General features: G+C 63.1%; 28 protein-coding genes. 7 read left to right on the top strand and 21 right to left on the bottom strand.

Features of this window, described 5'->3' with window-relative positions:
- Positions 1-66: 66 nt before the first annotated feature.
- The gene (gene ptsN / locus FJ930_RS05580) at positions 67-531 is read left to right on the top strand and encodes a PTS IIA-like nitrogen regulatory protein PtsN (protein ID WP_140744887.1); all 465 of its coding nucleotides are present in this window, start codon (positions 67-69) and stop codon (positions 529-531) included.
- A gap of 73 nt (positions 532-604) precedes the next feature.
- On the opposite strand, the gene FJ930_RS05575 is transcribed toward ptsN, so the two are convergent.
- Together FJ930_RS05575 and FJ930_RS05570 are read right to left on the bottom strand one after the other, a co-directional pair.
- Positions 605-862, bottom strand: coding sequence for a DUF1150 family protein (locus FJ930_RS05575; protein ID WP_140609171.1), 258 nt, complete (start codon positions 860-862; stop codon positions 605-607).
- A 121-nt stretch (positions 863-983) separates the two neighbouring features.
- Positions 984-1409 carry an Hsp20 family protein gene (locus FJ930_RS05570; RefSeq protein ID WP_096450220.1) on the bottom strand — a complete coding sequence of 142 codons (426 nt, stop codon included), beginning with the start codon at positions 1407-1409 and terminating at the stop codon, positions 984-986.
- 372 nt (positions 1410-1781) lie between these two features.
- Here FJ930_RS05570 and FJ930_RS05565 point away from each other — a divergent pair, with 372 nt between their 5' ends.
- Entirely contained in the window at positions 1782-2723 is a 942-nt protein-coding gene (locus FJ930_RS05565) for a nucleoside hydrolase (protein ID WP_140744886.1), read from the top strand.
- A gap of 140 nt (positions 2724-2863) precedes the next feature.
- On the opposite strand, the gene FJ930_RS05560 is transcribed toward FJ930_RS05565, so the two are convergent.
- The 8 genes from FJ930_RS05560 to FJ930_RS05525 form a co-directional block, all read right to left on the bottom strand.
- The gene (locus FJ930_RS05560; RefSeq protein ID WP_141835695.1) at positions 2864-3478 is read right to left on the bottom strand and encodes a LysE family translocator; all 615 of its coding nucleotides are present in this window, start codon (positions 3476-3478) and stop codon (positions 2864-2866) included.
- Between the two features lie 112 nt (positions 3479-3590).
- Positions 3591-5033 (bottom strand): amidase, encoded by a 1443-nt coding sequence (locus FJ930_RS05555; RefSeq protein WP_141835691.1) that lies wholly within the window; start codon positions 5031-5033, stop codon positions 3591-3593.
- A gap of 9 nt (positions 5034-5042) precedes the next feature.
- Complete coding sequence (locus tag FJ930_RS05550; protein WP_140744883.1) at positions 5043-5945, bottom strand: ribokinase; 903 nt, start codon at positions 5943-5945, stop codon at positions 5043-5045.
- Positions 5946-6032: 87 nt separating this feature from the next.
- The gene (locus FJ930_RS05545) at positions 6033-6512 is read right to left on the bottom strand and encodes a hypothetical protein (RefSeq protein WP_141835688.1); all 480 of its coding nucleotides are present in this window, start codon (positions 6510-6512) and stop codon (positions 6033-6035) included.
- Positions 6487-7014 carry a hypothetical protein gene (locus tag FJ930_RS05540; RefSeq protein WP_141835686.1) on the bottom strand — a complete coding sequence of 176 codons (528 nt, stop codon included), beginning with the start codon at positions 7012-7014 and terminating at the stop codon, positions 6487-6489. The genes FJ930_RS05545 and FJ930_RS05540 overlap by 26 nt, the downstream gene beginning before the upstream one ends.
- Positions 6981-7373: a hypothetical protein gene (locus FJ930_RS05535; protein ID WP_141835683.1), complete on the bottom strand. Its 393-nt coding sequence runs from the start codon at positions 7371-7373 to the stop codon at positions 6981-6983. The genes FJ930_RS05540 and FJ930_RS05535 overlap by 34 nt, the downstream gene beginning before the upstream one ends.
- A 20-nt stretch (positions 7374-7393) precedes the next feature.
- A complete protein-coding gene (locus tag FJ930_RS05530) occupies positions 7394-7864 on the bottom strand; it encodes a hypothetical protein (protein WP_141835679.1) in 471 nt (156 codons plus the stop codon).
- A 219-nt stretch (positions 7865-8083) separates the two neighbouring features.
- Complete coding sequence (locus FJ930_RS05525) at positions 8084-8962, bottom strand: bifunctional helix-turn-helix domain-containing protein/methylated-DNA--[protein]-cysteine S-methyltransferase (RefSeq protein WP_141835676.1); 879 nt, start codon at positions 8960-8962, stop codon at positions 8084-8086.
- A 113-nt stretch (positions 8963-9075) separates the two neighbouring features.
- On the opposite strand from FJ930_RS05525, the gene FJ930_RS05520 reads away from it, so the two are divergent.
- Positions 9076-9891: a class I SAM-dependent methyltransferase gene (locus FJ930_RS05520; protein WP_141835671.1), complete on the top strand. Its 816-nt coding sequence runs from the start codon at positions 9076-9078 to the stop codon at positions 9889-9891.
- A 47-nt stretch (positions 9892-9938) separates the two neighbouring features.
- On the opposite strand, the gene FJ930_RS05515 is transcribed toward FJ930_RS05520, so the two are convergent.
- Positions 9939-10433: a DUF2244 domain-containing protein gene (locus FJ930_RS05515; RefSeq protein WP_140744876.1), complete on the bottom strand. Its 495-nt coding sequence runs from the start codon at positions 10431-10433 to the stop codon at positions 9939-9941.
- A 22-nt stretch (positions 10434-10455) separates the two neighbouring features.
- Here FJ930_RS05515 and nth point away from each other — a divergent pair, with 22 nt between their 5' ends.
- Positions 10456-11262, top strand: a complete 807-nt coding sequence (gene nth / locus FJ930_RS05510; RefSeq protein WP_141835668.1) for an endonuclease III — start codon at positions 10456-10458, stop codon at positions 11260-11262.
- On the opposite strand, the gene FJ930_RS05505 is transcribed toward nth, so the two are convergent.
- The gene (locus FJ930_RS05505) at positions 11256-11711 is read right to left on the bottom strand and encodes a DUF2214 family protein (protein WP_141835665.1); all 456 of its coding nucleotides are present in this window, start codon (positions 11709-11711) and stop codon (positions 11256-11258) included. The two genes, nth and FJ930_RS05505, sit on opposite strands and share 7 nt — an antisense overlap.
- A 288-nt stretch (positions 11712-11999) precedes the next feature.
- Here FJ930_RS05505 and FJ930_RS05500 point away from each other — a divergent pair, with 288 nt between their 5' ends.
- Positions 12000-12539 (top strand): GNAT family N-acetyltransferase, encoded by a 540-nt coding sequence (locus FJ930_RS05500; protein ID WP_141835662.1) that lies wholly within the window; start codon positions 12000-12002, stop codon positions 12537-12539.
- Positions 12540-12546: 7 nt separating this feature from the next.
- Here FJ930_RS05500 and FJ930_RS05495 read toward each other — a convergent pair whose 3' ends face one another.
- From FJ930_RS05495 to FJ930_RS05485, 3 genes are all read right to left on the bottom strand, one after another.
- Positions 12547-15039 carry an EAL domain-containing protein gene (locus FJ930_RS05495; RefSeq protein ID WP_141835660.1) on the bottom strand — a complete coding sequence of 831 codons (2493 nt, stop codon included), beginning with the start codon at positions 15037-15039 and terminating at the stop codon, positions 12547-12549.
- Between the two features lie 364 nt (positions 15040-15403).
- Entirely contained in the window at positions 15404-15880 is a 477-nt protein-coding gene (locus tag FJ930_RS05490; protein WP_141835657.1) for an NUDIX hydrolase, read from the bottom strand.
- 128 nt (positions 15881-16008) lie between these two features.
- Positions 16009-16296: a hypothetical protein gene (locus FJ930_RS05485; protein ID WP_246676810.1), complete on the bottom strand. Its 288-nt coding sequence runs from the start codon at positions 16294-16296 to the stop codon at positions 16009-16011.
- A gap of 84 nt (positions 16297-16380) precedes the next feature.
- Between FJ930_RS05485 and FJ930_RS05480 the strand changes: the two genes are divergently transcribed.
- Entirely contained in the window at positions 16381-17244 is an 864-nt protein-coding gene (locus tag FJ930_RS05480) for an invasion associated locus B family protein (RefSeq protein ID WP_246676809.1), read from the top strand.
- A gap of 81 nt (positions 17245-17325) precedes the next feature.
- Here FJ930_RS05480 and coaBC read toward each other — a convergent pair whose 3' ends face one another.
- The 6 genes from coaBC to ubiE form a co-directional block, all read right to left on the bottom strand.
- A complete protein-coding gene (gene coaBC, locus FJ930_RS05475) occupies positions 17326-18558 on the bottom strand; it encodes a bifunctional phosphopantothenoylcysteine decarboxylase/phosphopantothenate--cysteine ligase CoaBC (RefSeq protein WP_141835651.1) in 1233 nt (410 codons plus the stop codon).
- A gap of 25 nt (positions 18559-18583) precedes the next feature.
- Positions 18584-18991: a type II toxin-antitoxin system VapC family toxin gene (locus FJ930_RS05470; RefSeq protein WP_348642709.1), complete on the bottom strand. Its 408-nt coding sequence runs from the start codon at positions 18989-18991 to the stop codon at positions 18584-18586.
- Entirely contained in the window at positions 18988-19242 is a 255-nt protein-coding gene (locus FJ930_RS05465; protein WP_141835648.1) for a hypothetical protein, read from the bottom strand. The genes FJ930_RS05470 and FJ930_RS05465 overlap by 4 nt, the downstream gene beginning before the upstream one ends.
- Before the next feature lie 2 nt (positions 19243-19244).
- On the bottom strand, positions 19245-19454 hold the full coding sequence (locus tag FJ930_RS05460) for a plasmid stabilization protein (protein WP_141835645.1): 210 nt from the start codon (positions 19452-19454) through the stop codon (positions 19245-19247).
- A 73-nt stretch (positions 19455-19527) separates the two neighbouring features.
- The gene (gene ubiB, locus FJ930_RS05455) at positions 19528-21102 is read right to left on the bottom strand and encodes a 2-polyprenylphenol 6-hydroxylase (RefSeq protein WP_141835642.1); all 1575 of its coding nucleotides are present in this window, start codon (positions 21100-21102) and stop codon (positions 19528-19530) included.
- Positions 21103-21172: 70 nt separating this feature from the next.
- Entirely contained in the window at positions 21173-21949 is a 777-nt protein-coding gene (gene ubiE / locus FJ930_RS05450) for a bifunctional demethylmenaquinone methyltransferase/2-methoxy-6-polyprenyl-1,4-benzoquinol methylase UbiE (protein WP_141835638.1), read from the bottom strand.
- Between the two features lie 134 nt (positions 21950-22083).
- Here ubiE and FJ930_RS05445 point away from each other — a divergent pair, with 134 nt between their 5' ends.
- Positions 22084-23058, top strand: a complete 975-nt coding sequence (locus FJ930_RS05445) for an adenosine deaminase (protein WP_141835635.1) — start codon at positions 22084-22086, stop codon at positions 23056-23058.
- The last annotated feature ends 27 nt before the right edge of the window (positions 23059-23085 follow it).

Genomic DNA, 23085 nt, shown 5'->3' with positions numbered 1-23085 from the left:
GGGATAAAAGCCGGCCGCACGAGGGGTGGGGACTGGTGACGGCAGGCGAACAAGGGATTTTCAAGCATGGATCTGAGCGATCTTATCAGCGTTCCGGCGATTTTGCCGGCGTTGAAGGCGAACTCCAAGAAGCAGCTTCTGCAATTGCTATCCGAACGGGCAGCGGCGATCTCGGGCATTCCGGAGAGGGAAGTGTTCGACACCATCCTGCAGCGTGAGCGGCTGGGCTCGACTGGCGTCGGCAACGGCATTGCCATCCCGCACGGCAAGCTCGCCGGCGTGAAGCGCATCGCCGGGGTTTTCGCCCGGCTGGAGACCCCCGTCGATTTCGAATCGCTGGACGACCAGCCTGTCGATCTGGTGTTTCTGCTGCTGGCGCCTGAAGGGGCGGGCGCCGATCACCTCAAGGCGCTGTCGCGCATCGCGCGCGTGCTGCGCGATGCCGACACGGTGGCCAAGATCAGGGGGACGCGTGACGCCACGGCGATCCATGCGCTTTTGTCGGACGCGCAGGCCTCGCACGCGGCTTGAGTCTTTTCTGTAGGATTGACGTTTGCGAAGGGCCGCCGGGAGCGGCCCTTTCCAATTGGGACGACGGCCAGGCTCAGTGGATAGCGACCGTGGTCAGGTCGTTTTCCATGGCGCCGGCCAGCGCGCGGTCACGCGCGTCGGAAAGCAGGATCGGCTGGCCGTTGGCGGCAAACAGGGCCCACAGCTCCAGGCCGGGCGCGATTTCACCGATGTTGGGGAAGCGGCCGAGCAGTTCGTCGCTCGAGACCTTGCGCAGGTAAGCGACAGAGCCTTCGCCGAGATGGGCGAATTCGCCGCTGGTCATGGTGATGGTTTCGTCAGTTCTGGTCATTTCAAGCCTCCTTGGCGCGAGGACGCCGCTAAAGGCCATCCCGCATGAGAGCCATTCAAGTTGGTGCATCGTGCTTTCGCAAAATCGGTGCCGACTCTTTCGGCCGATGCAGTGGTAAGGATCAGTCTTTCACCGATATATTTATTTTCCGTACCAGCCGTTCGGACTCCGGCCGATCGAGGTCGATCGACAAAAGGCCGTTCTTCAGCTCCGCCGCGATCACCCGCATGCCGTCGGCCAGCACGAAACAGCGCTGGAACTGGCGCGCGGCGATGCCGCGGTGAAGGAATTCGCGCTCGGTATCGTCGGTCTGACGGCCGCGCACGACCAACTGGTTTTCCTCCGTTGTCACATCGAGATCGCTTTCGGCGAAACCGGCGACGGCGAGCGTGATACGCAGCCTTTCGGCTTTGCCGTCGGTGCCGCTGAGGCGCTCGATGTTGTAGGGAGGGTAGCTGTCACCGGATTTCGCCAGACGCTCCAGGGTCTTTTCCATGGCGTCGAAACCCAGGAGAAGCGGGCTGGAGAAAGGCGTCATTCGGCTCATGTTACACTGTCCTCTCAAGAGCGACATAAACTGGAAAAACCCTGATGGCATTTTTCCCGATGGCCTTGATATGGTCCGCCCCGCGACCAAGTTCAAGCCATCAAAAGACCCGCCCAAAAAGACCAAGTCGTGAGCTCACAGGAACAGCCCAAAAGACCAGGTCGTGGACTCACAGGGGTAGCCCAAAGGATCAGCGTCCTGGACTCACAGGAATAAGCGACATGGCGCTTGAAACGACGCGCGGATGCAAGGAGAAGCGCCAAGGTCGGGGCCATTCCCGGCCAAGCGGTTCGGCAGCTTGCAGCCGGTTCGGCGTCTCTCTGGCGTGCGATCGGTGCAATGAGCTCATGGCCAGCCAAACAAGGAATTGAAATGCCCCAACCACGCAAGATCATCATCGACACGGATCCCGGCCAGGACGACGCCGTCGCCATTCTGCTGGCGCTTGGCAGCCCCGAACTGGAGGTCGTCGGCATATCCGCCGTTGCCGGCAACGTGCCGCTGAAGCTTACCGAAAAGAACGCCCGCAAGATCTGCGAACTGGCCGGGCGGCCGGAGATCAAGGTTTATGCCGGTGCCATCCGTCCCCTGGCGCGCGAACTGGTCACCGCCGAGGAAGTGCATGGCAAGACCGGCCTCAACGGGCCGCAACTGCCCGAACCGACGATGAAGCTGCAGGAGCAGTATGGCGTCGACTTCATCGTCGAGACGCTGATGAGGGAAGAGAGCGGCACCATCACGCTCTGCCTGCTCGGGCCGCTGACCAACATCGCGCTGGCTTTGATCCGCGAACCGCGGATCGCATCGCGCATCAAGGAAATCGTGCTGATGGGCGGTGGCTTCTTCGAGGGCGGCAACGTCACCCCGGCGGCCGAGTTCAACATCTATGTCGATCCGCAAGCCGCCGATCTGGTGTTCAAGTCCGGCATCCCGATCGTGATGATGCCGCTCGACGTCACCCACAAGGCGCTGACCACCGCCAAGCGCATCAAGGCCATTCGTGATCTGGGCAGCAAGGTTGGCATTGCCACCGCCGAGATGCTGGAATTCTTCGAGCGCTACGACGAGGGCAAATACGGCACCGACGGCGGGCCGCTGCACGACCCCTGCGTCATCGCCTATCTGTTGAAGCCGGACCTGTTCAAGGGCCGCAACTGCAACGTCAGCGTGGAGACCGCCTCGGAACTGACCATGGGCATGACCGTCATCGACTGGTGGGGCGTGACCAAGCGGCAGAAGAACGCCATGGTGATGCGCGACATCGACCATGACGGCTTTTTCGCTCTGCTGGTGGAAAGGCTGGGGCGGCTGTAAGTCTACCCCTTCTCCCGTTCACGGAAAGAAGGTCCGGGCAGGGGGTGCAAACTTGATGTTTGCCCGCGCCCTCGGCGCTGTCCTCACTCGATCGCTTCGAGACCACCCTCTCCCCGTAAAAGGGGCGAGGGCAGGGGCGCCTATTTCGACCGTGAAAACGCCAGCCACAGGCCGCCGCCAATCATGAAGCTACCGCTGATCCTGGACAGGAGCTTGATGCGGCTGGCCGAGAGCATGCGGCCGGCGCGGCCGGCGGCCAATGCATAGGTCGAGTCCGACATGGCGGCGAAGATCATGGCGGTGAGGCCCATGACCAAGATCTGCAGCGAATAATTGCTCTGCGGCGCGATGAACTGCGGAAAGAAGGCGCCGAAGAAGATCAGCGTCTTGGGATTGCTCAGCGCCACCAGCAGGCCCTGCAGGAAGAAGCCGCCACGCGGCTTCCTCGCCGTTCCGTCGGCGTTCAGCGTGCCCTTGGAGCGGAACATCTGCACGCCCATCCAGATCAGATAGGCGGCGCCGATCAGCCGCACCCATTCGAACCAGTGGCCCATGCCCGAAATCAGTGTGTTGAGACCGATGCCGACTATGGCGATCATGACGGCAAGGCCGGCCTGCGTGCCGGCGACATTGGCGAGGCCGGCGCGGGAGCCATGGCGGATGCTGTTGGCGATGATCAGCGTGACCGTCGGGCCGGGCACCAGGATGATGACGATGCAAGCGAGGACATAGGCTGCGTAGAGTTCCAGTGACATGATTGTCCCTCAGAATGCCGCTGATGCGGCGCAATGGACGACGATCAATGCATGGCCGCGAAAACGACGCAAGCCGGCTCGCGGGGTGGTCCGCTACGCCGACGCAGCCGGTTCAGGCGCCGGCTGGCCAGGGCAGCACCGCCTCATAGGCAGTCGCGGCCTTGAGCACGGCGAGGTCGCCGCGCGGCCTGCCGATCAACTGCATGCCCATCGGCCTCCCCCTGTCGTCGAAGCCGACCGGAACGTTGACCGCCGGGCAGCCGCCCAGCGTGGCGAAGGCTGAGACCTGCATCCAGCGGTGATAGCTGTCCATCGCGCGTCCCGCGACCTCGCGCGGCCAGTGCATGCCGACTGCGAAGGGGAAGACCTGTGCGGTCGGCAGCGCGATCAGGTCGAAGCGGTCGAAGATCGACAGCAGCGTGCGATGCCAGGAGGTGCGGATGACCGAGGCGGCGCGAATCTGCGGCGCCGTCAGCCGCATCGCGTTTTCCACCTCCCAAATGGCTTCCGGCTTCAGCAGGAGGCGCTTCGAGGGGTCGTCGTAATGGACTTTGAGGGCGCAGCCGCTGCTGGCCTGGCGCAACGTCACGAAAGCCTGCCACAGCGCTTCGAAGTCGAAATCCGGCCGCAAGGGTTCAGCCGGGAAGAATGCTTCGGCGAACCGGCCGAGCGCCGCCTCGCAGAGATCGAGAATGCCCGGCTCGAGCGGCAGGTGACCGCCGAGATCGCCGAGCCAGGCGATGCGGCCGCCGGTTGCTGGTTCTGCAAGCCCTTCGAGGAACGAGCCAGGTTTTTCATAGGATAGCGGTGCCTGCGGATGATACCCCGCCTGCACGTCCAGCAGCAGCGCCATGTCGGCGACGTTGCGGCCCATCGGCCCCTCGACACCCATCTGCGTGTGGAAAACCTCGAAGTCCGGCCCGCCGGGGACAAGCCCCTGGGACGGGCGGAAGCCGTAGACATTGTTCCAGGCCGCCGGATTGCGCAGCGAGCCGCCGAAGTCGCTGCCGTCGGCGACGGGCACCATGTCGAGCGCGAGCGCCACCGCCGCGCCGCCGCTCGACCCGCCGGCGGAGAGCGCCGGATCGAAGGCGTTCAGCGTCGGCCCGAATACGTTGTTGTAAGTGTTTGAGCCGAGCCCGAATTCGGGGACATTGGTCTTGCCGATGATGATGGCGCCGGCGTTGCGGATACGCTCGACGAAGAAATCGTCTTCCTGCGGCACGAAATCAGCGAAGATCGGCGAGCCGAAGGAGGTGCGCAGCCCCGTGGTCGAGGCGAGATCCTTGATGGCGATCGGCAGGCCGAAGAGCGTTTCGGTTTCGGCCGCTTGCCGGCTATCGGCTGCATCGGCCTCGCGCAGGAGATCCGCGCGCTCACGCAACGAGACGATGGCGTTGACCAGCGGGTTGACCGCTTCGATGCGGTCGAGGAAGGCCGTCACCACCTCGCGCACGGAAAGTTTCCTCCGGCGGATCGCGTCGGCGAGGTCGACGGCGGACAGGCGGCAGATGTCGCCGGCCGGCGGCACGGCATGTTTGGTCCGGGGGCGCATTCTTCTATCTCAATGGGATTTCAAGGCTTGGTCGACATCGGCGGCCAGCGGGATCGCCGGTTGGGCGCCGGGCTTCAGGCAGGCCAGCGAGCCGGCCGCGCTGGCGCGCGCCAGCGCCTTGTCGAGCGCGAGGCCGGACGAGAGACAGGCAGCGAAGTACCCGCAGAAGGTGTCGCCGGCGCCGACCGTGTCGACAGGTATGATCTTCATTGCCGGGACGGTCAGGAAGTCGGTCGGCGTTGCTGCCATCACGCCATCGCCACCGAGTGTGACCACGACGGTGCGCCCTGTCTTGCCGGCAAAATCGCGCATGCGCGCCGCACGGTCGCGCCCGCCGAGCGCCAGTGCCTCGCCATAGAGATCGAACTCGGTCTCGTTGGCAACAACATAGTCCGCCTTGCCGAGCAAGGCCGCCGCCTCGGCGTGGAACGGGGCGGTGTTGAGCACCGTGACGGCGTCGGCCGCGCTTGCCTGGTCGAGCGCGGCTTCGACGGTCGCCAGCGGAATCTCGTGCTGCAGGAGCACGACGTCCCCCTTTTTCACAAAGGTCTTGGAAAGGTCGCCGGGCACGACGGAGGCGTTGGCGCCGGGCACCACGGCGATGATGTTCTCGCCGTCGTCACCGACCATGATCAGGGCCGTGCCGGTGGACGCAAAGGTTTCACCCACGCCCGACAGGTCGACCTTGGCGTCGCGCAGCAGCGCCAGCGCCTCGGCGGCGAAATTGTCCTTGCCGACGGCGCCGACCATGCGCACCGCGACACCGGCGCGCGCCGCGGCCAGTGCCTGGTTGGCGCCCTTGCCGCCGGGCGCCGTGGTGAAGCCGGAACCGCTCACCGTTTCGCCGGGGCTCGGCAAGCGGTCCACATTGGCGATGAGGTCGAGGTTGATCGAGCCGACAACGATAATCAAGAAATGCCTCCCTGCTGAATGCGGAAAGCTATCCTGCCAAGCCGTTCGACGCCAGACCACGCGAATGGTCCAGCGCTATTTGCCGCGTCACTCACACAGCACTGTGACCATGCCCTGATAGTTGCCGGCCGGGAAGATGCCGCTCGACTTGGTGGCGGTGAGATCGACCTGAACGGTATGGGTGCCGTTGACCAGCTTCTGCGCCGTGCTTCCTGGCGTGCTGACGCCAGAGTCGAGACGATAGGCCGTTGCGAAGGTGACATTGGTGCCGCCGCCGCTCGGCGAAGAAGTGAATGCGGCGGGTGCTGGCGCCGATACCGAATAGCAGTCCAACAAGTTGAGCAAGGAGCACAGCACCGAGTTCGCGGTGATGGTGGCTCCGGCGCTTTGACCGCCGGCCTGCGTGGACCCCAATATGCCAATGGTGGGATTAGCGGTCATCGTTCCCGATGTCCCGATCGTGATGGTGCAGGTGCCGACAATTGCAGCCGGCGCAGACTGGCAGAGGCCGGCAAATGCCGCCATCGTCAGCAGCGCGCGGTTATTTCTTCTTCTTTTTCTTGCCATCGCCGTTTCCGGTCCTGAGGCTCCAGCCTTCGTCGGCCCATCCGGGTGATGCCGCCGCTGGAGCGGGAGCGGAAGCCCTGGCGGTTACGCTCGCCGTCTGGCCGTCGGCGCCGAGGCCCATTTTGAGGAGTTTCAGCTCCATCTGCAGGCGCTCGACCTCAAGCTCGTAGAGACGGCTGCAATCGAGGCGCTTCGGCGTACGCCCGATCGGGATCACCACGCGGCCATAGGTGGCGACGCCATTGTCCGTCTGGTTATTGCCCCTGATAACGCCGAGGTCGAGATAGGCGCCGCTGCCGGAGACCGCCGAGCGGCAGGTGGTGCCGTCGGAAGCGTGGACCTCGTCCTGCCCTTGGGGCAAGGTCACGCCAGGCAGATTGAAGCCGTTCTCGTTCTGATTGAGATTGTAAATCTGTTCCTGGGCCGCGGTTGGAGCCGTGCTTGCCGCGGCAATCGCAAGCGCGATTGTCAGGGCTTGCGGTGCGCAAAAAACTTTCCGCATATCTGTGCCCTTATCTGCGTCTGTTGATTGGGGAAGGGGATGCTCTCGGTACAGATACGCACTTTACGCTCGACAGCGCCCCCGAAGGGCACGACCACAAGGACGGGACGGGAAGCCTGGGAAGCGAGTTGGAAGACACTTGGAGAGATCCTGGCGTCCACCGGCTGAAAATCCTGATCGTAGACGTGGATTTCGACCTTGATCTTCTGGTCGTATGGATTGGCCGGGAAGACGCGGATCGCGAAGGCGTCGGTGAAGCTGTTGACCTCACCCCTCATCGGTGACATCGACTGAGCCGCGGCGGCAACAGATATCAGGCCGGCGGCCAGTGCCGCCGCCAGGGTTCGAAAAAGTCTCAAGGATGCCTCCTTCCCGAGGGCTACTCGCAGCGCAGCGTTACCGTTGCCTGATAATTTCCGGAGGCGAAGCGATTGCTGCCGCCCTTTGTGCCGGCGAGGTTGACCGCGACGAGGTCGGCGCCGGGGACGGTGAGGGCGGTGGCGGACCCCGTTTCCGCGATCGTGTGGGCGCCGCTGGCCGAATAGGTCGGCGTCCAGGTGGTGGCCGTGCTATCGGCGGCCGGCACGGTGGTGGTGGTCACCGGATCGACGCTGAGCGAGACACCTCCGGTGGTGGTGAGCGTGACCGTTCCCGCCGAACCGCCGCTGTTGTGTGAGCTCAGCGACTGAAGATCTGGGCTCACCGTCATCGTGCCATTGGTGGCGACAACAAGCGCGCAGGTCGCGGTGATCGTGCCATTGAAGATGACATTCTGCGTCGTGGCCAATGCGGCCCGGTCGAGGCACGCAACCAGCACTGCCGCGCCGAAGACGGGGCGAAACAACTTCATCGAGACCCTCCTATTAAGTCGGATCACCCGAATTAACTGGAGTCATCATCACTTTACCATAGTTAATTTAGAGTTAACTTAAATAATCGCGCAGAAATAATACCGTTGAAGACCGAAGGTTGTCCTCGGTTGTATCCAATAATACGGTAAGGCTGAACGGAATACTTTCTGTCTCCGGGATTTATATATTTTCGGGCCAGAAATTAAAAAATCGATATTTCAGGACGACACTTGCCCGGCTTCCCAGCCCAGGATGGCGCGCTTGCGGGTCAGGCCCCAGTGATAGCCGGTAAGGTCGCCGGACTTGCCGATCGCGCGATGGCAAGGCACCACGAAGGAGAGCGGGTTGGCGCCGTTGGCGGCGCCGACCGCCCGGCTGGCGCTTGGCGAGCCGATGCTGGCGGCGATGGAGGAATAGGTGCGAGCCTTGCCCATGGGTATCTTGAGCAGCGCCTCCCAGACACGAACCTGGAAGTCGGTGCCGATCATCACGACATGCAGCGGCTGGTCCGGCCGCCACAGCGTCGGATCGAAAATACGGGCGGCGTAGGGACCGGTCGCGGCCATGTCCTCGACATAGAGGGCGTTCGGCCAGCGGCTGGACATGTCGGCGAAAGCGGCGCGCTCCTCGCCGGGGTCGCTGAAGGCGAGGCCGGCCAGCCCACGATCGGTGGCCATGATCAGGGCGGTGCCGAAAGGCGAGGAGTGATAGCCGTAGCGGATGGTCAGGCCTGCGCCGCGCGTCTTGTAGTCGCCGGGCGACATCGCTTCATGGGTGACGAACAGATCGTGCAGCCGGCCGGGACCGGACATGCCCAGTTCGAACGAGGTTTCGAGCAGCGGCATGCCGGAATCGAGCAGTCGGCGCGCGTGGTCCAGCGTCACCGCCTGCAGGAAGGCCTTTGGCGAAAGGCCGGCCCAGCGGGTGAAGAGTTTTTGCAGGCCGGTCGGCGTCTCGCCGACCTCTTCAGCCAGTTCTTCCAGCGATGGCTGATCACGGTAGTCGAGGCTGATCTTCTCGATGGCACGGCGAACGATCTCATAATCGCTGCCTTCGGGCGTGATGTCCTTTTTGAGGACTGCTGTCTGTGTGCTCATGGAACTGTCTCCTTGGCTTGGAATATCGCCCCTTGGGGCGCCGACCGCCACCCGAAACTTGCTTTCTCGCCACGCGTCCCAGATAGACTCGCATGTCCTGCCTGGAGGCGCAGATGGCTGGTGAAAAAGTAAATCTGACGGGGGCAAGAGAGACCCTGCTGATGACGCTCTACGGCAAGGCGCTGGAAAGCCGGCTGCCCAATTCGCTGCTGGACGATCATTTCGCCGACGAGGCGGTGCGCAAGATCGATTATGATTTTTCCAGGCTCAAGGTCGATGACAATCTCGGCATCGGCCTGGCGATCCGGGCCAAGACATTGGACGTCCGTGTCGAGGATTTTCTGGCCAGAAATCCTGGTGCCATCGTGCTGCATCTGGGCTGCGGACTTGATACGCGCATCTTCCGTGTCGACCCGCCAGCCGGCGTGGACTGGTTCGATGTCGACTATCCGGAGGTCATCGAACTCAGGCGGAAACTCTATCCGTCCCGAGACCATTATCATCTCATCGCTTCGTCGGTGATCGAGCCCGGCTGGCTGGCCGAAGTGCCCCGCAACCGTCCGGCCATGGTGGTGGCGGAGGGGCTGACGCCCTATCTCCCCGCCGACGAAGGGCTCCGCCTGCTTTCGCGGCTTGTTTCGCATCTTGCCAGTGGCGAACTGATGTTGGATGCCTACAGCAGTTTCGGGCTGAAGCTGCTTCGTCTCCATCCATCCCTGAGGGCGACTGGCGCCGAGGTTCACTGGTCAATAGAGGATCCGCACGAGTTGGAACGGGCGGTCCCGAAGCTGCGGTTCGTCGAGGATATTTCCGCCTACAAGCCCGAACACGCCGCCCGCATGGGCTGGTCAGCCAAACTGTTCGTCCGCCTTTGGAGACACATTCCGGCGTTACGCAAGATCGGCAGGCTCCTGCGGTATCGCTTTTAGGGCATGATCCCAAAAAAAACGGGAACCGGTTTCGCAAAAAGGTGGGTTCAGCGCGTCTTGGCGGTCGCCAGCGCCCGCGAAAAGGCGGTGGCAAAACTTTCGCGGGAATCGGGATCGAGGAAGCCGCCGATCGCCACGTTCTGGCCTTGTGCTTCCACCGTCATCCTGGTGATGCCGATTTCCGCGTGACGGGCGACCGAAAACCGCGCCCAGAACGGGTTGAAGCGATGCGCTTCCGATTTCCCCGAAGGGGCTGTCTTGCGGATATCGAGGCTGGTGCGGGAGACCGAAACCTCTTCGCGGGCGCGGGCGGCCCGGTAGTTGACACGGAAGGCGATATAGACGGCGACCACGTCAAGGCCGAAGAAGCCGAACACCGGCCAGGCGCCGCGTGACAGGAAAAACGCGCCTGTCACCAGCCAGCCGAACAGCAGGGCGCCCATCAGAACGAAGAAGCCTGTCCTGCCCAGCGACCGGTGTGGTGTCAGCAGCGCATGAAAGAACGGCTCGTCGGCCTGGAATGAGGCGTTTGTTTCGCTCATGGCTGGATATTATAGGAAGGGAATGGCGAGCCCCAAGTCCAAAGAGTCTCCAATGCCGAAAAAAGAGCAGCCGGCCGGCCGGCGTGACGGCTCGAACACCAAGCCGCGCCCCAGAACGGCCAGGTCCAGGTCACTCTACAGCCCGGCCGAGGTGCACGAGATTTTCCGGCGCTTTTCGGTGCAGCGGCCGGAGCCGAAGGGCGAGCTCGAGCATATCAACGCCTTCACGCTTCTGGTGGCGGTGGTGCTTTCGGCGCAAGCGACCGATGCCGGCGTCAACAAGGCGACGCGGGCGCTGTTCAAGGTTGCCGACACGCCGCAAAAGATGCTGGCGCTCGGTGAAGCCAAGGTCGGCGACCATATCAGGACCATCGGGCTCTGGCGCAACAAGGCCAAGAACGTCCTCGCGCTATCGGAGGCGCTGATCCGCGACCATGGCGGCGAGGTGCCTGATAACCGCGATGAGCTGGTCAAGCTCCCTGGTGTGGGGCGCAAGACCGCCAATGTCGTGCTCAACGTGGCGTTCGGCCATCATACGATGGCGGTCGACACGCATATTTTCCGCATCGGCAACCGGCTGGGCATGGCGCCCGGCAAGACGCCGGAACAGGTCGAGCAGGAACTGCTGAAGATCATCCCGGACGAGTATATGCGCCACGCGCATCACTGGCTGATCCTGCATGGCCGTTACGTCTGCAAGGCGCGCAAGCCGGATTGCCCGGCCTGCGTCATCGCCGATATCTGCAAGGCGCGGGAGAAGACCACCAGCATTCCGGCACCCCTGGTGCCGATCGCTCCGCTAGGGACCGTGGCCGCCGAGGATCAGTAGCCGTAGCCGCGCGCCATCGCCGCAGCGAAGACGGGGATCAGCAGGAAGACCAACGCCTCGGCGCGGACATAGGTCTTCACCGAGGCCAGTTCGCTCGTCGGCACGGCAAAGGAGGGGTTGGCGCTGGCCTGCCTGTTCCAGGAAATGAAGCGCACGGTCGGGATGATCGACAGCAGCCCGACAATGCCAAACGCTGCCATCTTGGCCCAGAACACCCAGTTGTGGACGTAGAATTCCCAGCCCTTGAGGCCCCAGACGACGCGGCCGATGCCGACAATGATGATGAGTGCGGCGATGGCGCCATAGTGGCGGTCGATGCCGGCGAGCCGCTTGAGCGTGCCGGCGGGCAAGTCGCCACGGATCAGCACGAATTCCGCGCCGATGATCCCCGCCAGGGAAAACACCAGCAGATGATGGCCCATTGCCAGCACCAGGTCAGTCGTGTCCATGCTCTTTCCCTTTGCTCGAGCGGCGCCGCTTGCGAGAGAGATCCGCTGGCCGCATAGCTAAACCGGTACGCCGCTACGGTAGCATCCTTGACGGGAAATCCCATGCCAAAGCAGGCTGGGCGAATTGCAGCGCGCCGGCGTATCCATGAATATGACCTGGCACGGCTGGAGTTCGGCTCAGGTCACCGTGGAACATTGCACGACGCCCCAGGATGATGGCGCGTGTCGCGCTGGCCCTTGCAAACCGGGGGCGATTTGCTAAGCGCGGACAACATCAGTGAGGCATCCATGGACAACCCGCAAGCGACCGTTGCCCCCGTGATCGAGACGCAGCGAACCATTCTGAGGGCACACCGACTGGAGGATTTCGACGCCTATGCGGAGATGTGGGCCGACCCGGGCGTCACCCGCTTCATTGGCGGCAAGCCGCGCACGCGCGAGGAGAGCTGGATGCGCTTCCTGCGTCACGCCGGCCTGTGGTCGCTGCTCGGCTATGGCTTCTGGGCCATCGAGGAGAAGGCGACCGGCCGTTTCATAGGCGAGGCCGGGTTCCACGACCTGAAGCGCGATATCGAACCGTCGATCGAAGGCATTCCCGAAGCGGGGTGGGCGTTGGCTCCGGCCGCCCACGGGGCCGGCCTTGCCTCCGAAATCGTCAGCCGCGTCCACGGCTGGGGTGATGAGACGTTCGGACGGGCCAAGACCGCCTGCATCATCGATCCACAAAACACCGCCTCGTTGAACGTCGCGACAAAGTGCGGCTACCGCGAAGTGACGCGTACCACCTATCACGACACGGCGACAATTTTGCTGGAACGGCTGACCTGAGGTGTTTTCAGCCGGCTCTGCGGTGCAGTTTCTGCGCTAGATCGGCCCACGGATCTGTCGCAGCCGCCGCGGCTGAAGCGATGCCCGGGCCACGCAGCACTGTCGAGCTGTCGAAAGGCTGCGGCCTGGCGATCCCATAGCCCTGGGCATAGTCGACGCCGATCGTCTTCAGGGCCGCGACGATGCCGTCGCTTTCGACGAACTCGGCGATGGTGCGCTTGCCCATGACCTTGCCGATGTGATGGATCATCTCGACCATGGCGCGGTCGATGCGGTCGTCCAGCATGTCCTTGACGAAGCTGCCGTCGATCTTGAGGTAGTCGACTGGCAGGTGCTTCAGATAGGCGAAGGACGACATGCCGGAGCCGAAATCGTCGAGCGCGAAACGGCAGCCCAGACCGCGCAGATCGGCAATGAAGCGCATGGCATTGGTGAGATTGGCGATGGCGCTGGTTTCGGTGATCTCCAGGCAGATCATCGCAGGCGAGATGCGATGGACGAGGAACTGCTCGCGTAGGAAATCGAGGAACGTTTCGTCGCCGAACGTCTGTCCGGAAAGATTGATGGCGCATGTAGCGATCGGCGCCATGCGCGCATCGGCTTGCCGTGCGGCCAGAATGCGGAACGTGTTGCGCACCACCCAGCGGTCGATCGACGGCATCAGGCCGTAACGCTCGGCCGCGGGAATGAAGTTTTGCGGGGTGACGAGGCCGCCGTCTTCGTCGGTCAGCCGCAACAGGATCTCGATATGCGCGCCAGCCTCGGCGACGTCGTCGTTGAGCGGCCAGATCTCCTGGGCATGAAGCCTGAAGCGATTTTGCTCCAGGGCGGTGTGCAGGCGCTGCACCCAGGCCATCTCGCCAAAACGCTCGCGCAAGGCCATGTCACCGTCGCTGTGGATCTGGACACGGTTGCGGCCTCTCTCCTTGGCCATGTAGCAGGCGACATCGGCGGCCCGCAGAACCTCCTCGATCGTCACTTGCGCATTGGCGATCTGCACCATGCCGACGCTGACGCTGGTGTTGAAGGGCCTGTTATCCCAGGCGAAATGCAGATCCTGCACGGCAGCACGCAGCCTTTCGGCGATGTCGGCCGCACTGTCGGCCTCGCAATCGATCAGCAGCACGCCGAATTCGTCGCCGCCCAGCCGGGCCAGCACATCGCCGGACCGCAATTCGTTGGTCAACAGCGCGGAAATCTGGCGCAGCAACTGGTCGCCGGCGGCATGACCACAGGTATCGTTGACCAGCTTGAACTGGTCGAGATCGAGATACATCAAGGCGTGCTGCCGGGCCTGCCCTTGCAAGTCGACGATGGTCCTTTCGAGCCGGCTTTCAAAAGCGCGACGGTTGGCGAGCCCGGTCAGTGCGTCATGCGAGGCCTGCCATGAAAGCCGCTCGATATAATCCTCTTCCCGCGTCATGTCGTGGAAGGCGAGCACCGCGCCGACCACTTCGCCGGAAACGAGCAGGGGCGCGCCGGTCAGTGCGACGGGAACGACGGAGCCGTCGGGCCGCCGCAGCAATTGCGGACGGGCGCTGGAACGACGCAGTTCACCGGCCAGAAGGTGCTCGATCAGTTGGGATTCTTCAGCGCTGGTGTCCTTGTCCACCAGACGAAACAAGGATGCGATCGGTTTGCCCTTGGCTGTGCCCAACGGGCAAGCCAGCAGCTTCTCGGCAACCGCGTTCATGTAATCCAGCCGCCCGTCAGGGCCGGTGCTGATGACGGCCTGGCCAATCGAAGCCAGGGTGATCTGGGCGCGCTCGCGTTCGGTATTGAGCGCCAGCTGGAAGGCCTGACGCTGCGCGAGCAGTTTGCGCGTGCGCCACACGGCAAGCAGTATCAACAAGGCGGCGGTGACGAGATTGGCAAAGGTGAGCAGCATCTTGATGAAGCGCGAACCTTCGCCGAGGCTGTCCGAAAAGGCCTTGGAAAGCGGGCCGATCTCACGGTCGAGCTGGTGGATCTGCGTTTTCCAGGCGCTGATCTCGGCCAAAGATGCCGGCCCCTTGCTCAGCGTCTCATGCATCGTGTCACCGAGCCGCTGTATGGCGAGGATCATGGTGTCGGCGGCCGTCCAATGGCGGATGGCGGCATCGAGATAGCTGAAGCCACGGAAATCCCGGAACAGCCAGATCAGTCCGGGGACATCGTCGACGTGATTTCCACCCTGCAGGAAGCCGGCGCGCGCCGCCTCGATATCGGGCTGAGGTTGCTCGAGTGCCAGGCGGGCCGACCGATCAGCCAGCGGAACGGCGACCGCCGCGCGATACTCGCTGAAGAAGTCTTCGTTGCCGGTGTCGGCATAAAGGCTGAGAAAATAGATGGCATGCTTTTGGCCCTTCGACCACTGGCTCTCGCCGCCGACATAAGCACGAACCGCCGAAAGGGTGTAGAGGCTGAGGCTGGCCACCAGCGCCTGGATGAGCACGACGGCGACGAAGGGCCATACGAGTCCGAGAAGACGGGAACTCGCATCAATGGATGACAGCTTCATCGAATCCTCATGGGCTTGCCATGATCCTGTCAGCGCCTGTCCGACTTTTTCATCCACCGGTTGAGACGATGTTGTTTCCCGCATATCGCTCGGCTGGCGACAACGATCCGGTTATCATGGCGGGCTTAACAGCAAATAAATACTTTCGCTGTTTGTGGCCGCGATTCTTGCGACGGCGGCCGAATATTACGCAACGTCAGGCAACTGCTTCGAATTGAATCAGTTTGTATTTGAGGCTTATCGGGCTTCTTGCCTGGGTCGCACCGTACGACCTAGGCAGAGCCTCCGCCGCGAGGCTGGCTTGGCTTATGCCGGCACACCGGCGCGGCCGTTTCCGGAGGAGGACGCGACTGGCGCGTGAAGCCTATACCTGGTCGAGTGGCGCGGGCTCGGGAAGCTTCAAGGCCTTCACCAGCGTCGACAGATCCGGTTCATCGATAAGCATCGCCGCGTCGGCCGGCGCCAGCCATGCCCGTTGCCGCCGCTTGGCTTCCTGCCAGTGGGCAAGCTCTTCCGTCACTTCAAGCAGGTAGACGATGACGTCGACCCGGACAAAGTGGCTGGCCAGCCGCTTCCAGTAGGAATAGGTGCCTGCCGGCTCTCTCAGCGTCTTGCCGAGCACGCCGGCTTCCTCCTGCGCTTCGATGGTGGCTGTCTTGCGTCCGCTCTTGCCTTTCATCGGCCAACCCTTGGGCACGATGAAGCGTCTCGTCGTTCTCGACGTGACCAGCATCACCTCGATATCGCCATGCGCGTTCCGCCGAAAGGGGACCGCGGCGACCTGGCGGATTCTCTCGCCTTTCTTGGCCTTGCGCACGGCCTTTTTCTTGGTGGCTGCCATTCGTAAAAATCCAGTCGGTGCAGTGCCCCATAGCGTGATGCGGCGCCTTTGCAAAACCCAAACTGCCGCAGGGGCACTAGAACGCCCCTATCATGTAAGTCGGCTAAGTAAAGGGAGATGCCGGCCTGTCAGCGGCAAGTGCTCACGGCTGTGTTGCCGATTATCTGCGTCTGGCAGGTCGGTCCGACCTTCGGCACGACCGGCGGCGGCTGCTGGACGATTACGCGGTCCTGGGCCCGATACTGCTGTTGCTGCTGCTGAAATTGCTCCCGCTGAACCCGGTTCTGCAAGATCTGCAGATCGTTCTGCTGGATCAGCGCATTGCCGTTGGCAGCGGGGTTGAGTGCTTGCGCGGAAGCAGGCACGGCAATGCCGGCCAACACCGCTGCGGCCAGCACCGCCGATGCAAAAACCATCGATGGTCGACGTACTGACATCCGCTCATTCCTGCCAAAGATGCTATTCATCCCTTGTATATAGGACGTTTGTCCGGCGATGCCATGGCCGGGGTGGAGTTCTCGAACAAGGAATGGGAGATCGAAGGCCGCTTTGCCGCGGCGGAGAATCTGCCCGGCAACCCCGCATTGCACTTGACGGAAGCGGTCGATTCGCCGCTCTATCGGGCCGGCGCCGGCCTCGAACTGAATGGCGTCAATGGCGTCGGCCTGTCCGTGAGATACAACGGCGCCTTCGGCGAAACGGTGAAACAGAACGCAGTCAGCGCGTCTCTCAAGGTCAGTTTCCAGGCTGGCTCGAGACGGGGCCGGGCGGGAGGGGTCTTGATGAGAAAGTACGCTTATCTTGTGGCGATGCTGGGTGCGGCCTGCATCGCTGGTCTGCCGGCCATGGCGGCGCAAACGAAGGGCGACAAGGCAGCTCCGGCAGCAAATGCCGCCGCCAGTGCGCCGCAACTGCCTGGCGGCGCGTCGGCCTTGTCTGAAACCCATGGCGACTGGACGGTCAATTGCCAGATATCGGGCACCGCCAAGGTATGCAGCCTGTCGCATCAGCAGTTCAACAAGCAGAGCAACCAGCGTCTGCTGGCGATCGAGCTGTCGAGCAAGAGCGGCGACGACGCGAGCGGAACCCTTGCCCTGCCATTTGGCCTCGCTCTCGCCAAGGGCGTCACATTGACCGTCGACGACCAGAAACTCGATGGCAGCCTGCCGTTCAATACATGCCAAGTGGTCGGTTGTCTGGTCCCGGTGGCGTTCGACGCCAGTGTCACGCCGCTGCTCAAGTCGGGCACGACGCTCAAGATCGACGCTTTCGCGTCCGACACGGGACAGCAGGTGAGCTTTTCCATTCCGCTCAACGGCTTCGGCGGGGCGCTTACCCGCACCGCGGAGCTTTTGGCCAACTGAACGTAAAAGTTTTCCGCCGGAGAAGCCGAAGCATCGCCTGGCCACCATCGAGCGGCAGGCAATGCGTGCGTCGCGTCCTGGTTAGACGACGATCGTTGTGAGGCGTTCGGCGATCAGGGCGGCGAGCCGTGCCGCCACCTCGTCCTTGGTCATCTCGGGCCACTCATCGACGCCGGTCTTGGAGACGATCCGGACCCGGTTGCGATCGCCGCCCATGACGCCTGAAGGGCCGATGCCGCTTTGGTGCGAGACGTCGTTGGCGACGATAAAATCGGCGCCTTTCTTCTTCAGCTTGGCCTCGGCATTGCGCAGGAGGTCCTGCGTCTCGGCGGCGAAGCCGACGACCAGGCCGGGCCGGTGCTTGTGGTGGCCAACCCCGGCAAGGATGTCGGGGTTCTCCACCATGCGCAGCATCGGCGGGCCTTCGCCCGCCACCTTCTTGATCTTCTCGCCGGCCGAATTTTCGGTGCGCCAGTCGGCAACAGCGGCGACGAAGACCGCGGCGTCGGCAGGCAAAAGCTGTTCCACCGCGTCGCGCATCTCTTGCGCGCGCTGGACGTGAATGGTCTTCACGCCGGCCGGATCGGCAATGCCGACCGGGCCGGAGATCAGCCGCACATCGGCGCCCAGTCTTGCCAGTGCCGCCGCGATGGCGTGGCCCTGCTTGCCGGACGAACGGTTGGCGATGTAGCGCACCGGGTCGATCGGCTCGTGCGTCGGGCCGGAAGTGACGATGATCTTCCTGCCAGCCAGCGGTTTCGGGCCGGCATCGACCAGTGCCTCGATCGCGGCGACGATCTCCAGCGGTTCGGCCATGCGGCCTTCGCCCGCTTCGTTGCTCTCAGCCATCTCGCCCTTCGCCGGGCCGACAAAGGCAACGCCGTCCTTGGCCAGTGTGGCGCGGTTGCGCCGGGTTGCCGGATGCGACCACATCCTCGGGTTCATGGCCGGGGCCATCAGCACCGGTTTGTCGGTGGCGATCAGCACGGTGGATGCGAGATCGTTGGCATGGCCATTGGCAAGCTTGGCCATCAGGTCGGCGGTGGCGGGAGCGACCACCAGCAGGTCGGCTTCACGCGACAGCCTGATATGGCCGACATCGTGTTCATCATTGCGGTCGAACAGTTCGGTGAAGACATGATCCGCCGAAAGTGCGCCGACCGACAGCGTGGTGACGAACTCCTGGGCGGCTGACGTCATCACCACCCGCACCGCGGCACCGCGCTCGCGCAGCCGCCGGATCAAGTCCAGCGCCTTGTAGGCTGCAATGCCGCCGCCAATGATGAGCAGGATGCGCTTGCCGGAAAGGATCATGCCCGAGACCAGTTCTTGTCCAGTGTCATGCCAGCTTCAGTGCCGGTTCGATGTCGGTATGGATGAAATCATCCCCCTTGAAAAGCAGCGGCATGTTTCTGGTCTTGGCCAAGGCATAAGCAAAGCAGTCACCCATGTTGAGGTTAGCCGGATGGCCAGTGCCGCGTCCGTAGAGTGCATAGGCCTCAATTCCAGCCTGCGCATGTTCGGCCGAGAGCGCGACGATCGTGACTTTCAGTCTGGCGAGAAGACCCGTCAACTCGGCCATACCGGCGGCGCCGTAGCGCCTGACGATAACCGTGCCGCATTCCATCAGAGTCGCGGCGCTCATCAATATCAGCTGTTTTCCGGCCAGGCGTTCGGCGATTGCCGGCGCTTCAGGTTCCTGCTTCAGGATGGCCACAATCGCTGAGGTGTCGACCACCACGGTCATTCATCCTCTATGAAGGACCAGAGATCATCAGCGACTTTCTTCTGATCGAAATCCACTCTTTGTAAGCGTCGGCCGAATTCAAGGATTTCCTTCGCCGTAACGACATCCTCGTCATTTTCGCTGGACGGCGCCACCTCCTGAAGCAACAGGCGTCTCGCCTCCTGCTCCATCGACACGCCATGTCTGGCGGCTCGCTCGCGCAGCTTTTGCTTCAGTTCTTCGTCGAGATTGCGAATGGTCAGGACGCCCATGATTATTTTCGCAATCCAGTTGTCGGTTGAACTCTGATCTTGTCCTTGAATGTCAGGCCCTGGCGGTCGAAGCCTTTGGTGGTCGGAAGCCCAACGGATGCCGCCAGTACATCCCGTGCTTCCTGTTCCATGGAAACGCCACGCGCGGCGCCGCGCTCGCGCAGGCGCTGCATGATATGGTCATCCAGATTGCGCACCGTAATCCTGGCCATATGAGCACTCCACGCGCAATATAGTCTGGTCGGCAGTTGACTTCAATGACAGCATTGCTGTCATTGCATGCACTCAGACCAGCTTCCAGGTGATATAGACCAGTGTCAACGCGATCACCCACAGAGCGACGCGGCCGGAACGGCTGTACCGGGCTTCGGCCTTGCCGATGGCGCGCGCCGTCGTCTCGTCGAAGCGCAGCCCGTGCTCGGCCATCAGGTCTATCTCTCGCGACAGCCGATCGGTGCGCGCCGCAAGCTCCGGCGCCTGGCGGGCGAGCGTCAGCAGCGCCTTGGCGCCATCCCGCGCATCGAGCATCATGCCACGCGGGCCGAGGTTGCCGGCGATCCAGCCGCTGACCACCGGCTCGGCCGTCTTCCACATGTTGAAGACCGGATCGAGCGTACGCGCCACGCCCTCGACCACAACCATGGTCTTCTGCAGCAGGATCAGTTCCGGTCTTGTCGCCATGTCGAAGAGTTCGGTCACCTCGAACAGCAGCGTCAAAAGCTTGGCCATCGAAATGGTCTCGGCCGGCTGGCCGTGGATCGGCTCGCCGATGGCGCGGATCGCCTGCGCGAAGGCCGCGACATTGTGCTGGCGCGGCACATAGCCGGCCTCGAAATGCACCTCGGCGACGCGCAGATAGTCGCGCGTGATGAAGCCGTAGAGGATTTCGGCGAGGAAGCGGCGCTCCTTCTTGCCGAGCCTGCCGGCAATGCCGAGATCGACGGCGACGATGGTGCCGTTCGCTTCGACGAACAGGTTGCCGGGATGCATGTCGGCATGGAAGAAGCCGTCGCGCAGCGTGTGACGCAGGAACGACTGGACGAGATTGGCGGCGATCGCCTTCAGGTCATGGCCGGCGGCTTCGAGGCCGGCGATGTTGTTCATCTTGACGCCTTCGACCCATTCCATGGTCAGCACGTCACGGCCGGTGCGTTCCCAGTCGACATAGGGTACGCGAAAGCCGGGATCATCCCTGGTGTTTTCGCCAAGTTCGGAGAGTGCCGCGGCTTCGAGGCGCAGGTCCATCTCGATCTTGGTGGTCTGCGCCAGCGTCTCGGTGACCTCGACCGGCCGCAGCCGGCGTGACGAAGGGATGTATCTTTCCTGCAGGCGGGCGGCGAGGAAATAGCTTTCCAAGTCGTGAAAAAAGCGGCGGCGCACACCCGGCCGGATCACCTTCACCGCCACCTTGCTGGCGGTACCTTCGTGGAGGGTTTCGGCGGCGTGGACCTGGGCGATGGAAGCGGCGGCGACCGGGTCGCCGAATTGCGCGTAGAGATCGGCCACCTTGCGCCCGAGCGACGCTTCGATGGCCGCGATCGCCTCGGACCTCGGGAAGGTGTGCATCTTGTCCTGCAGCATGGCAAGGTCGAGCGCCATGTCATTGCCGACGACGTCGGGCCGTGTCGCCAGGAACTGGCCAAGCTTCACATAGGACGGGCCGAGCCGGACCACGGCCTTGGCCAGCCGGTCGCTGCGCTCATAGGCGAGCGCGCGGCGACGGGTGAACAGCCGCGCCAGCCGCCAGCCGAATTTCGGCAGGCCGGACAACTCCTCGCCGGGCAAGGCGGCGACGACACCCTCGCGTACCAGCACCCAGCCGGCCCGCATGAGCCGAAATCCTGCGCTGACCGTGGTCATGGCTGCGCTCGCCCCGCCGATCCGTTGAACCGGCACAGAGCGCATCGAGCGGGGTAGATATGCGACGGCCTCAAAGCTTCCAGCCCGAATGCAGGGCCGCTATGCCGCCGGAATAGTTGCGGAAGGAAACACGCTCGAAGCCGGCGCGGGAAATCATCGCCGCGAAGTTGAGCTGGTTGGGGAATTTCGCGATCGATTCGACCAGATAGGAATAGGGCTCCCCGTCGCCGGTGACCATCTTGCCGATCCTGGGAATGGCGTTGAACGACCAGGCTTCGTAGGCCTTGTCGAGCAGCGGCATCTCGACCTCGGAAAATTCCAGGCACAGGAACCGGCCGCCGGGCTTCAGCACGCGGAACGCTTCGCTCAGGGCGACATCGATGCGCGGCACGTTGCGGATGCCGAAAGCAATCGTGTAGGCGTCGAACGTGGCATCCGCGAAGGGCAGTTCCTCGGCATTGGCCTCGACGAAATCGGTGTTGCCGGACAGGCCTTTCTTCTCGGCCCGGTCGCGGCCTACGGCGAGCATCGAACCGTTGATGTCGAGCACGGTGGCATGGGCATGGCCATGGCTGGCAGCGACGATGCGGAAGGCGATGTCGCCGGTGCCGCCGGCGACATCGAGCACACGCCAGCCCGGCCGCTTGGGCGGATTGAGCCAGGTGACCATGGCATCCTTCCACAGCCGGTGCAGGCCGCCCGACATCAGGTCGTTCATCAGGTCGTAGCGGTTGGCGACCTTGTGGAAAACATCGTTGACCAGGGACTGCTTCTCGCCTTCCCCTATACGTTTGAAACCATAGGAGGTTTCCATGGCGCCCGCGGCCGTGGTTCTCTCAACTGACATTTTTTTGATCCGTCATAAAACCGGCGGGACCATAGCCGATCGATGGTGCGGGCGCTATTGTTTAAGGCGCGGTGTTCAGCCGCGCTTCCAGGTGGTGGGTTTTCAAGACCTGGACTGACCGACGGGATGTTTGAATGCCTTTGAAAGCGGAACTGCACTGCCACATTGAAGGGGCAGCGGCGCCCGAACTCGTCATCCGCCAGGCGCAGAAATACGGCAAGGATACCTCGCCCTATATCCAGAACGGTTCCTTCGTCTGGCACGATTTCACCTCCTTTCTCGCCGCTTACGACTTCTCCTCCGATCTGTTCCGGACCGAGGAGGACTATGCGCGGCTGGCCGACCACTATCTGACCAGCCTCGCCCGCGATGGGGCGATCTATTCCGAGATATTCACCTCGCCCGACCATGCGACCAAAGCCGGGCTGTCGCCCAAGGCCTATACCGACGCGCTCGGCGAAGGCATGCTGCGCGCCAAGGCCAAGACCGGCATAGAGGGCCGCATGATCGTCACCGGCGTGCGCCATGTCGGTGTCGAGTCGATCGAGCGGGCAGCACGTTTCGCGGCGCGCTGCGGGCATCCGCTGGTCACCGGCTTTGGGGTCGCGGGTGATGAACGCATGGGCGACATGGAAGACTATGTCAGGGCTTTCGAGATCGCCCGCGAGGCCGGGCTCGGCATAACAGTCCATGCCGGCGAACTGACAGGCTGGGAGACTGTGCAGGCAGCACTCGACCATATCCGCCCCTCCCGCATCGGCCACGGCGTGCGCGCCATCGAGAACCCGGACCTTGTCCGGCGCATCGCCGACGAAGGCGTCGTGCTGGAATGCTGCCCCGGTTCCAACGTCGCGCTCAAGGTGTTCGACAGTTTCGCCGACCATCCGTTTCCCGCCCTGCGGGCCGCCGGCTGCAAGGTGACGCTCAATTCCGATGACCCGCCCTATTTCTGGACCTCGCTGAAGCGCGAATACGATATCGCCGCCGAGCATTTTTCAATGAGCGAAAAGACGCTGGCGGCCGTCACCAGAACCGCTATCGAAGCGGCCTTCGTCGACAGGAAGACCAAGGCGATGCTGCTGGGCCGGCTGGACGCGAAGGTTCGGTGATCGCGATAGTGAGTAGTCAGTAGTCAG

The sequence above is a fragment of the Mesorhizobium sp. B2-4-15 genome, from assembly GCF_006658505.1.
Lineage (GTDB): Bacteria > Pseudomonadota > Alphaproteobacteria > Rhizobiales > Rhizobiaceae > Mesorhizobium.
Note: the sequence above shows the minus strand (reverse complement) of the source record. Positions and strands in the feature narration are given on the sequence as shown.

What these genes read in the sequence shown, in the direction of transcription:
- FJ930_RS05575 (WP_140609171.1), bottom strand. Translation starts at nt 862, where the DNA reads ATGACCAGAACTGACGAAACCATCACCATGACCAGCGGCGAATTCGCC.
- FJ930_RS05490 (WP_141835657.1), bottom strand. Translation starts at nt 15,880, where the DNA reads ATGGCAGCCACCAAGAAAAAGGCCGTGCGCAAGGCCAAGAAAGGCGAG.
- ubiE (WP_141835638.1), bottom strand. Translation starts at nt 21,949, where the DNA reads ATGTCAGTTGAGAGAACCACGGCCGCGGGCGCCATGGAAACCTCCTAT.
- FJ930_RS05520 (WP_141835671.1), top strand. Translation starts at nt 9,076, where the DNA reads ATGGCTGGTGAAAAAGTAAATCTGACGGGGGCAAGAGAGACCCTGCTG.
- FJ930_RS05525 (WP_141835676.1), bottom strand. Translation starts at nt 8,962, where the DNA reads ATGAGCACACAGACAGCAGTCCTCAAAAAGGACATCACGCCCGAAGGC.
- FJ930_RS05530 (WP_141835679.1), bottom strand. Translation starts at nt 7,864, where the DNA reads ATGAAGTTGTTTCGCCCCGTCTTCGGCGCGGCAGTGCTGGTTGCGTGC.
- FJ930_RS05565 (WP_140744886.1), top strand. Translation starts at nt 1,782, where the DNA reads ATGCCCCAACCACGCAAGATCATCATCGACACGGATCCCGGCCAGGAC.
- FJ930_RS05505 (WP_141835665.1), bottom strand. Translation starts at nt 11,711, where the DNA reads ATGGACACGACTGACCTGGTGCTGGCAATGGGCCATCATCTGCTGGTG.
- FJ930_RS05470 (WP_348642709.1), bottom strand. Translation starts at nt 18,991, where the DNA reads ATGACCGTGGTGGTCGACACCTCAGCGATTGTGGCCATCCTGAAGCAG.
- FJ930_RS05545 (WP_141835688.1), bottom strand. Translation starts at nt 6,512, where the DNA reads ATGGCAAGAAAAAGAAGAAGAAATAACCGCGCGCTGCTGACGATGGCG.
- FJ930_RS05560 (WP_141835695.1), bottom strand. Translation starts at nt 3,478, where the DNA reads ATGTCACTGGAACTCTACGCAGCCTATGTCCTCGCTTGCATCGTCATC.
- FJ930_RS05495 (WP_141835660.1), bottom strand. Translation starts at nt 15,039, where the DNA reads ATGAAGCTGTCATCCATTGATGCGAGTTCCCGTCTTCTCGGACTCGTA.
- FJ930_RS05465 (WP_141835648.1), bottom strand. Translation starts at nt 19,242, where the DNA reads ATGGGCGTCCTGACCATTCGCAATCTCGACGAAGAACTGAAGCAAAAG.
- ptsN (WP_140744887.1), top strand. Translation starts at nt 67, where the DNA reads ATGGATCTGAGCGATCTTATCAGCGTTCCGGCGATTTTGCCGGCGTTG.
- coaBC (WP_141835651.1), bottom strand. Translation starts at nt 18,558, where the DNA reads ATGATCCTTTCCGGCAAGCGCATCCTGCTCATCATTGGCGGCGGCATT.
- ubiB (WP_141835642.1), bottom strand. Translation starts at nt 21,102, where the DNA reads ATGACCACGGTCAGCGCAGGATTTCGGCTCATGCGGGCCGGCTGGGTG.
- FJ930_RS05570 (WP_096450220.1), bottom strand. Translation starts at nt 1,409, where the DNA reads ATGAGCCGAATGACGCCTTTCTCCAGCCCGCTTCTCCTGGGTTTCGAC.
- FJ930_RS05540 (WP_141835686.1), bottom strand. Translation starts at nt 7,014, where the DNA reads ATGCGGAAAGTTTTTTGCGCACCGCAAGCCCTGACAATCGCGCTTGCG.
- FJ930_RS05515 (WP_140744876.1), bottom strand. Translation starts at nt 10,433, where the DNA reads ATGAGCGAAACAAACGCCTCATTCCAGGCCGACGAGCCGTTCTTTCAT.
- FJ930_RS05445 (WP_141835635.1), top strand. Translation starts at nt 22,084, where the DNA reads ATGCCTTTGAAAGCGGAACTGCACTGCCACATTGAAGGGGCAGCGGCG.
- FJ930_RS05485 (WP_246676810.1), bottom strand. Translation starts at nt 16,296, where the DNA reads ATGGTTTTTGCATCGGCGGTGCTGGCCGCAGCGGTGTTGGCCGGCATT.
- FJ930_RS05500 (WP_141835662.1), top strand. Translation starts at nt 12,000, where the DNA reads ATGGACAACCCGCAAGCGACCGTTGCCCCCGTGATCGAGACGCAGCGA.
- FJ930_RS05555 (WP_141835691.1), bottom strand. Translation starts at nt 5,033, where the DNA reads ATGCGCCCCCGGACCAAACATGCCGTGCCGCCGGCCGGCGACATCTGC.
- nth (WP_141835668.1), top strand. Translation starts at nt 10,456, where the DNA reads ATGGCGAGCCCCAAGTCCAAAGAGTCTCCAATGCCGAAAAAAGAGCAG.
- FJ930_RS05480 (WP_246676809.1), top strand. Translation starts at nt 16,381, where the DNA reads ATGGCCGGGGTGGAGTTCTCGAACAAGGAATGGGAGATCGAAGGCCGC.
- FJ930_RS05460 (WP_141835645.1), bottom strand. Translation starts at nt 19,454, where the DNA reads ATGGCCAGGATTACGGTGCGCAATCTGGATGACCATATCATGCAGCGC.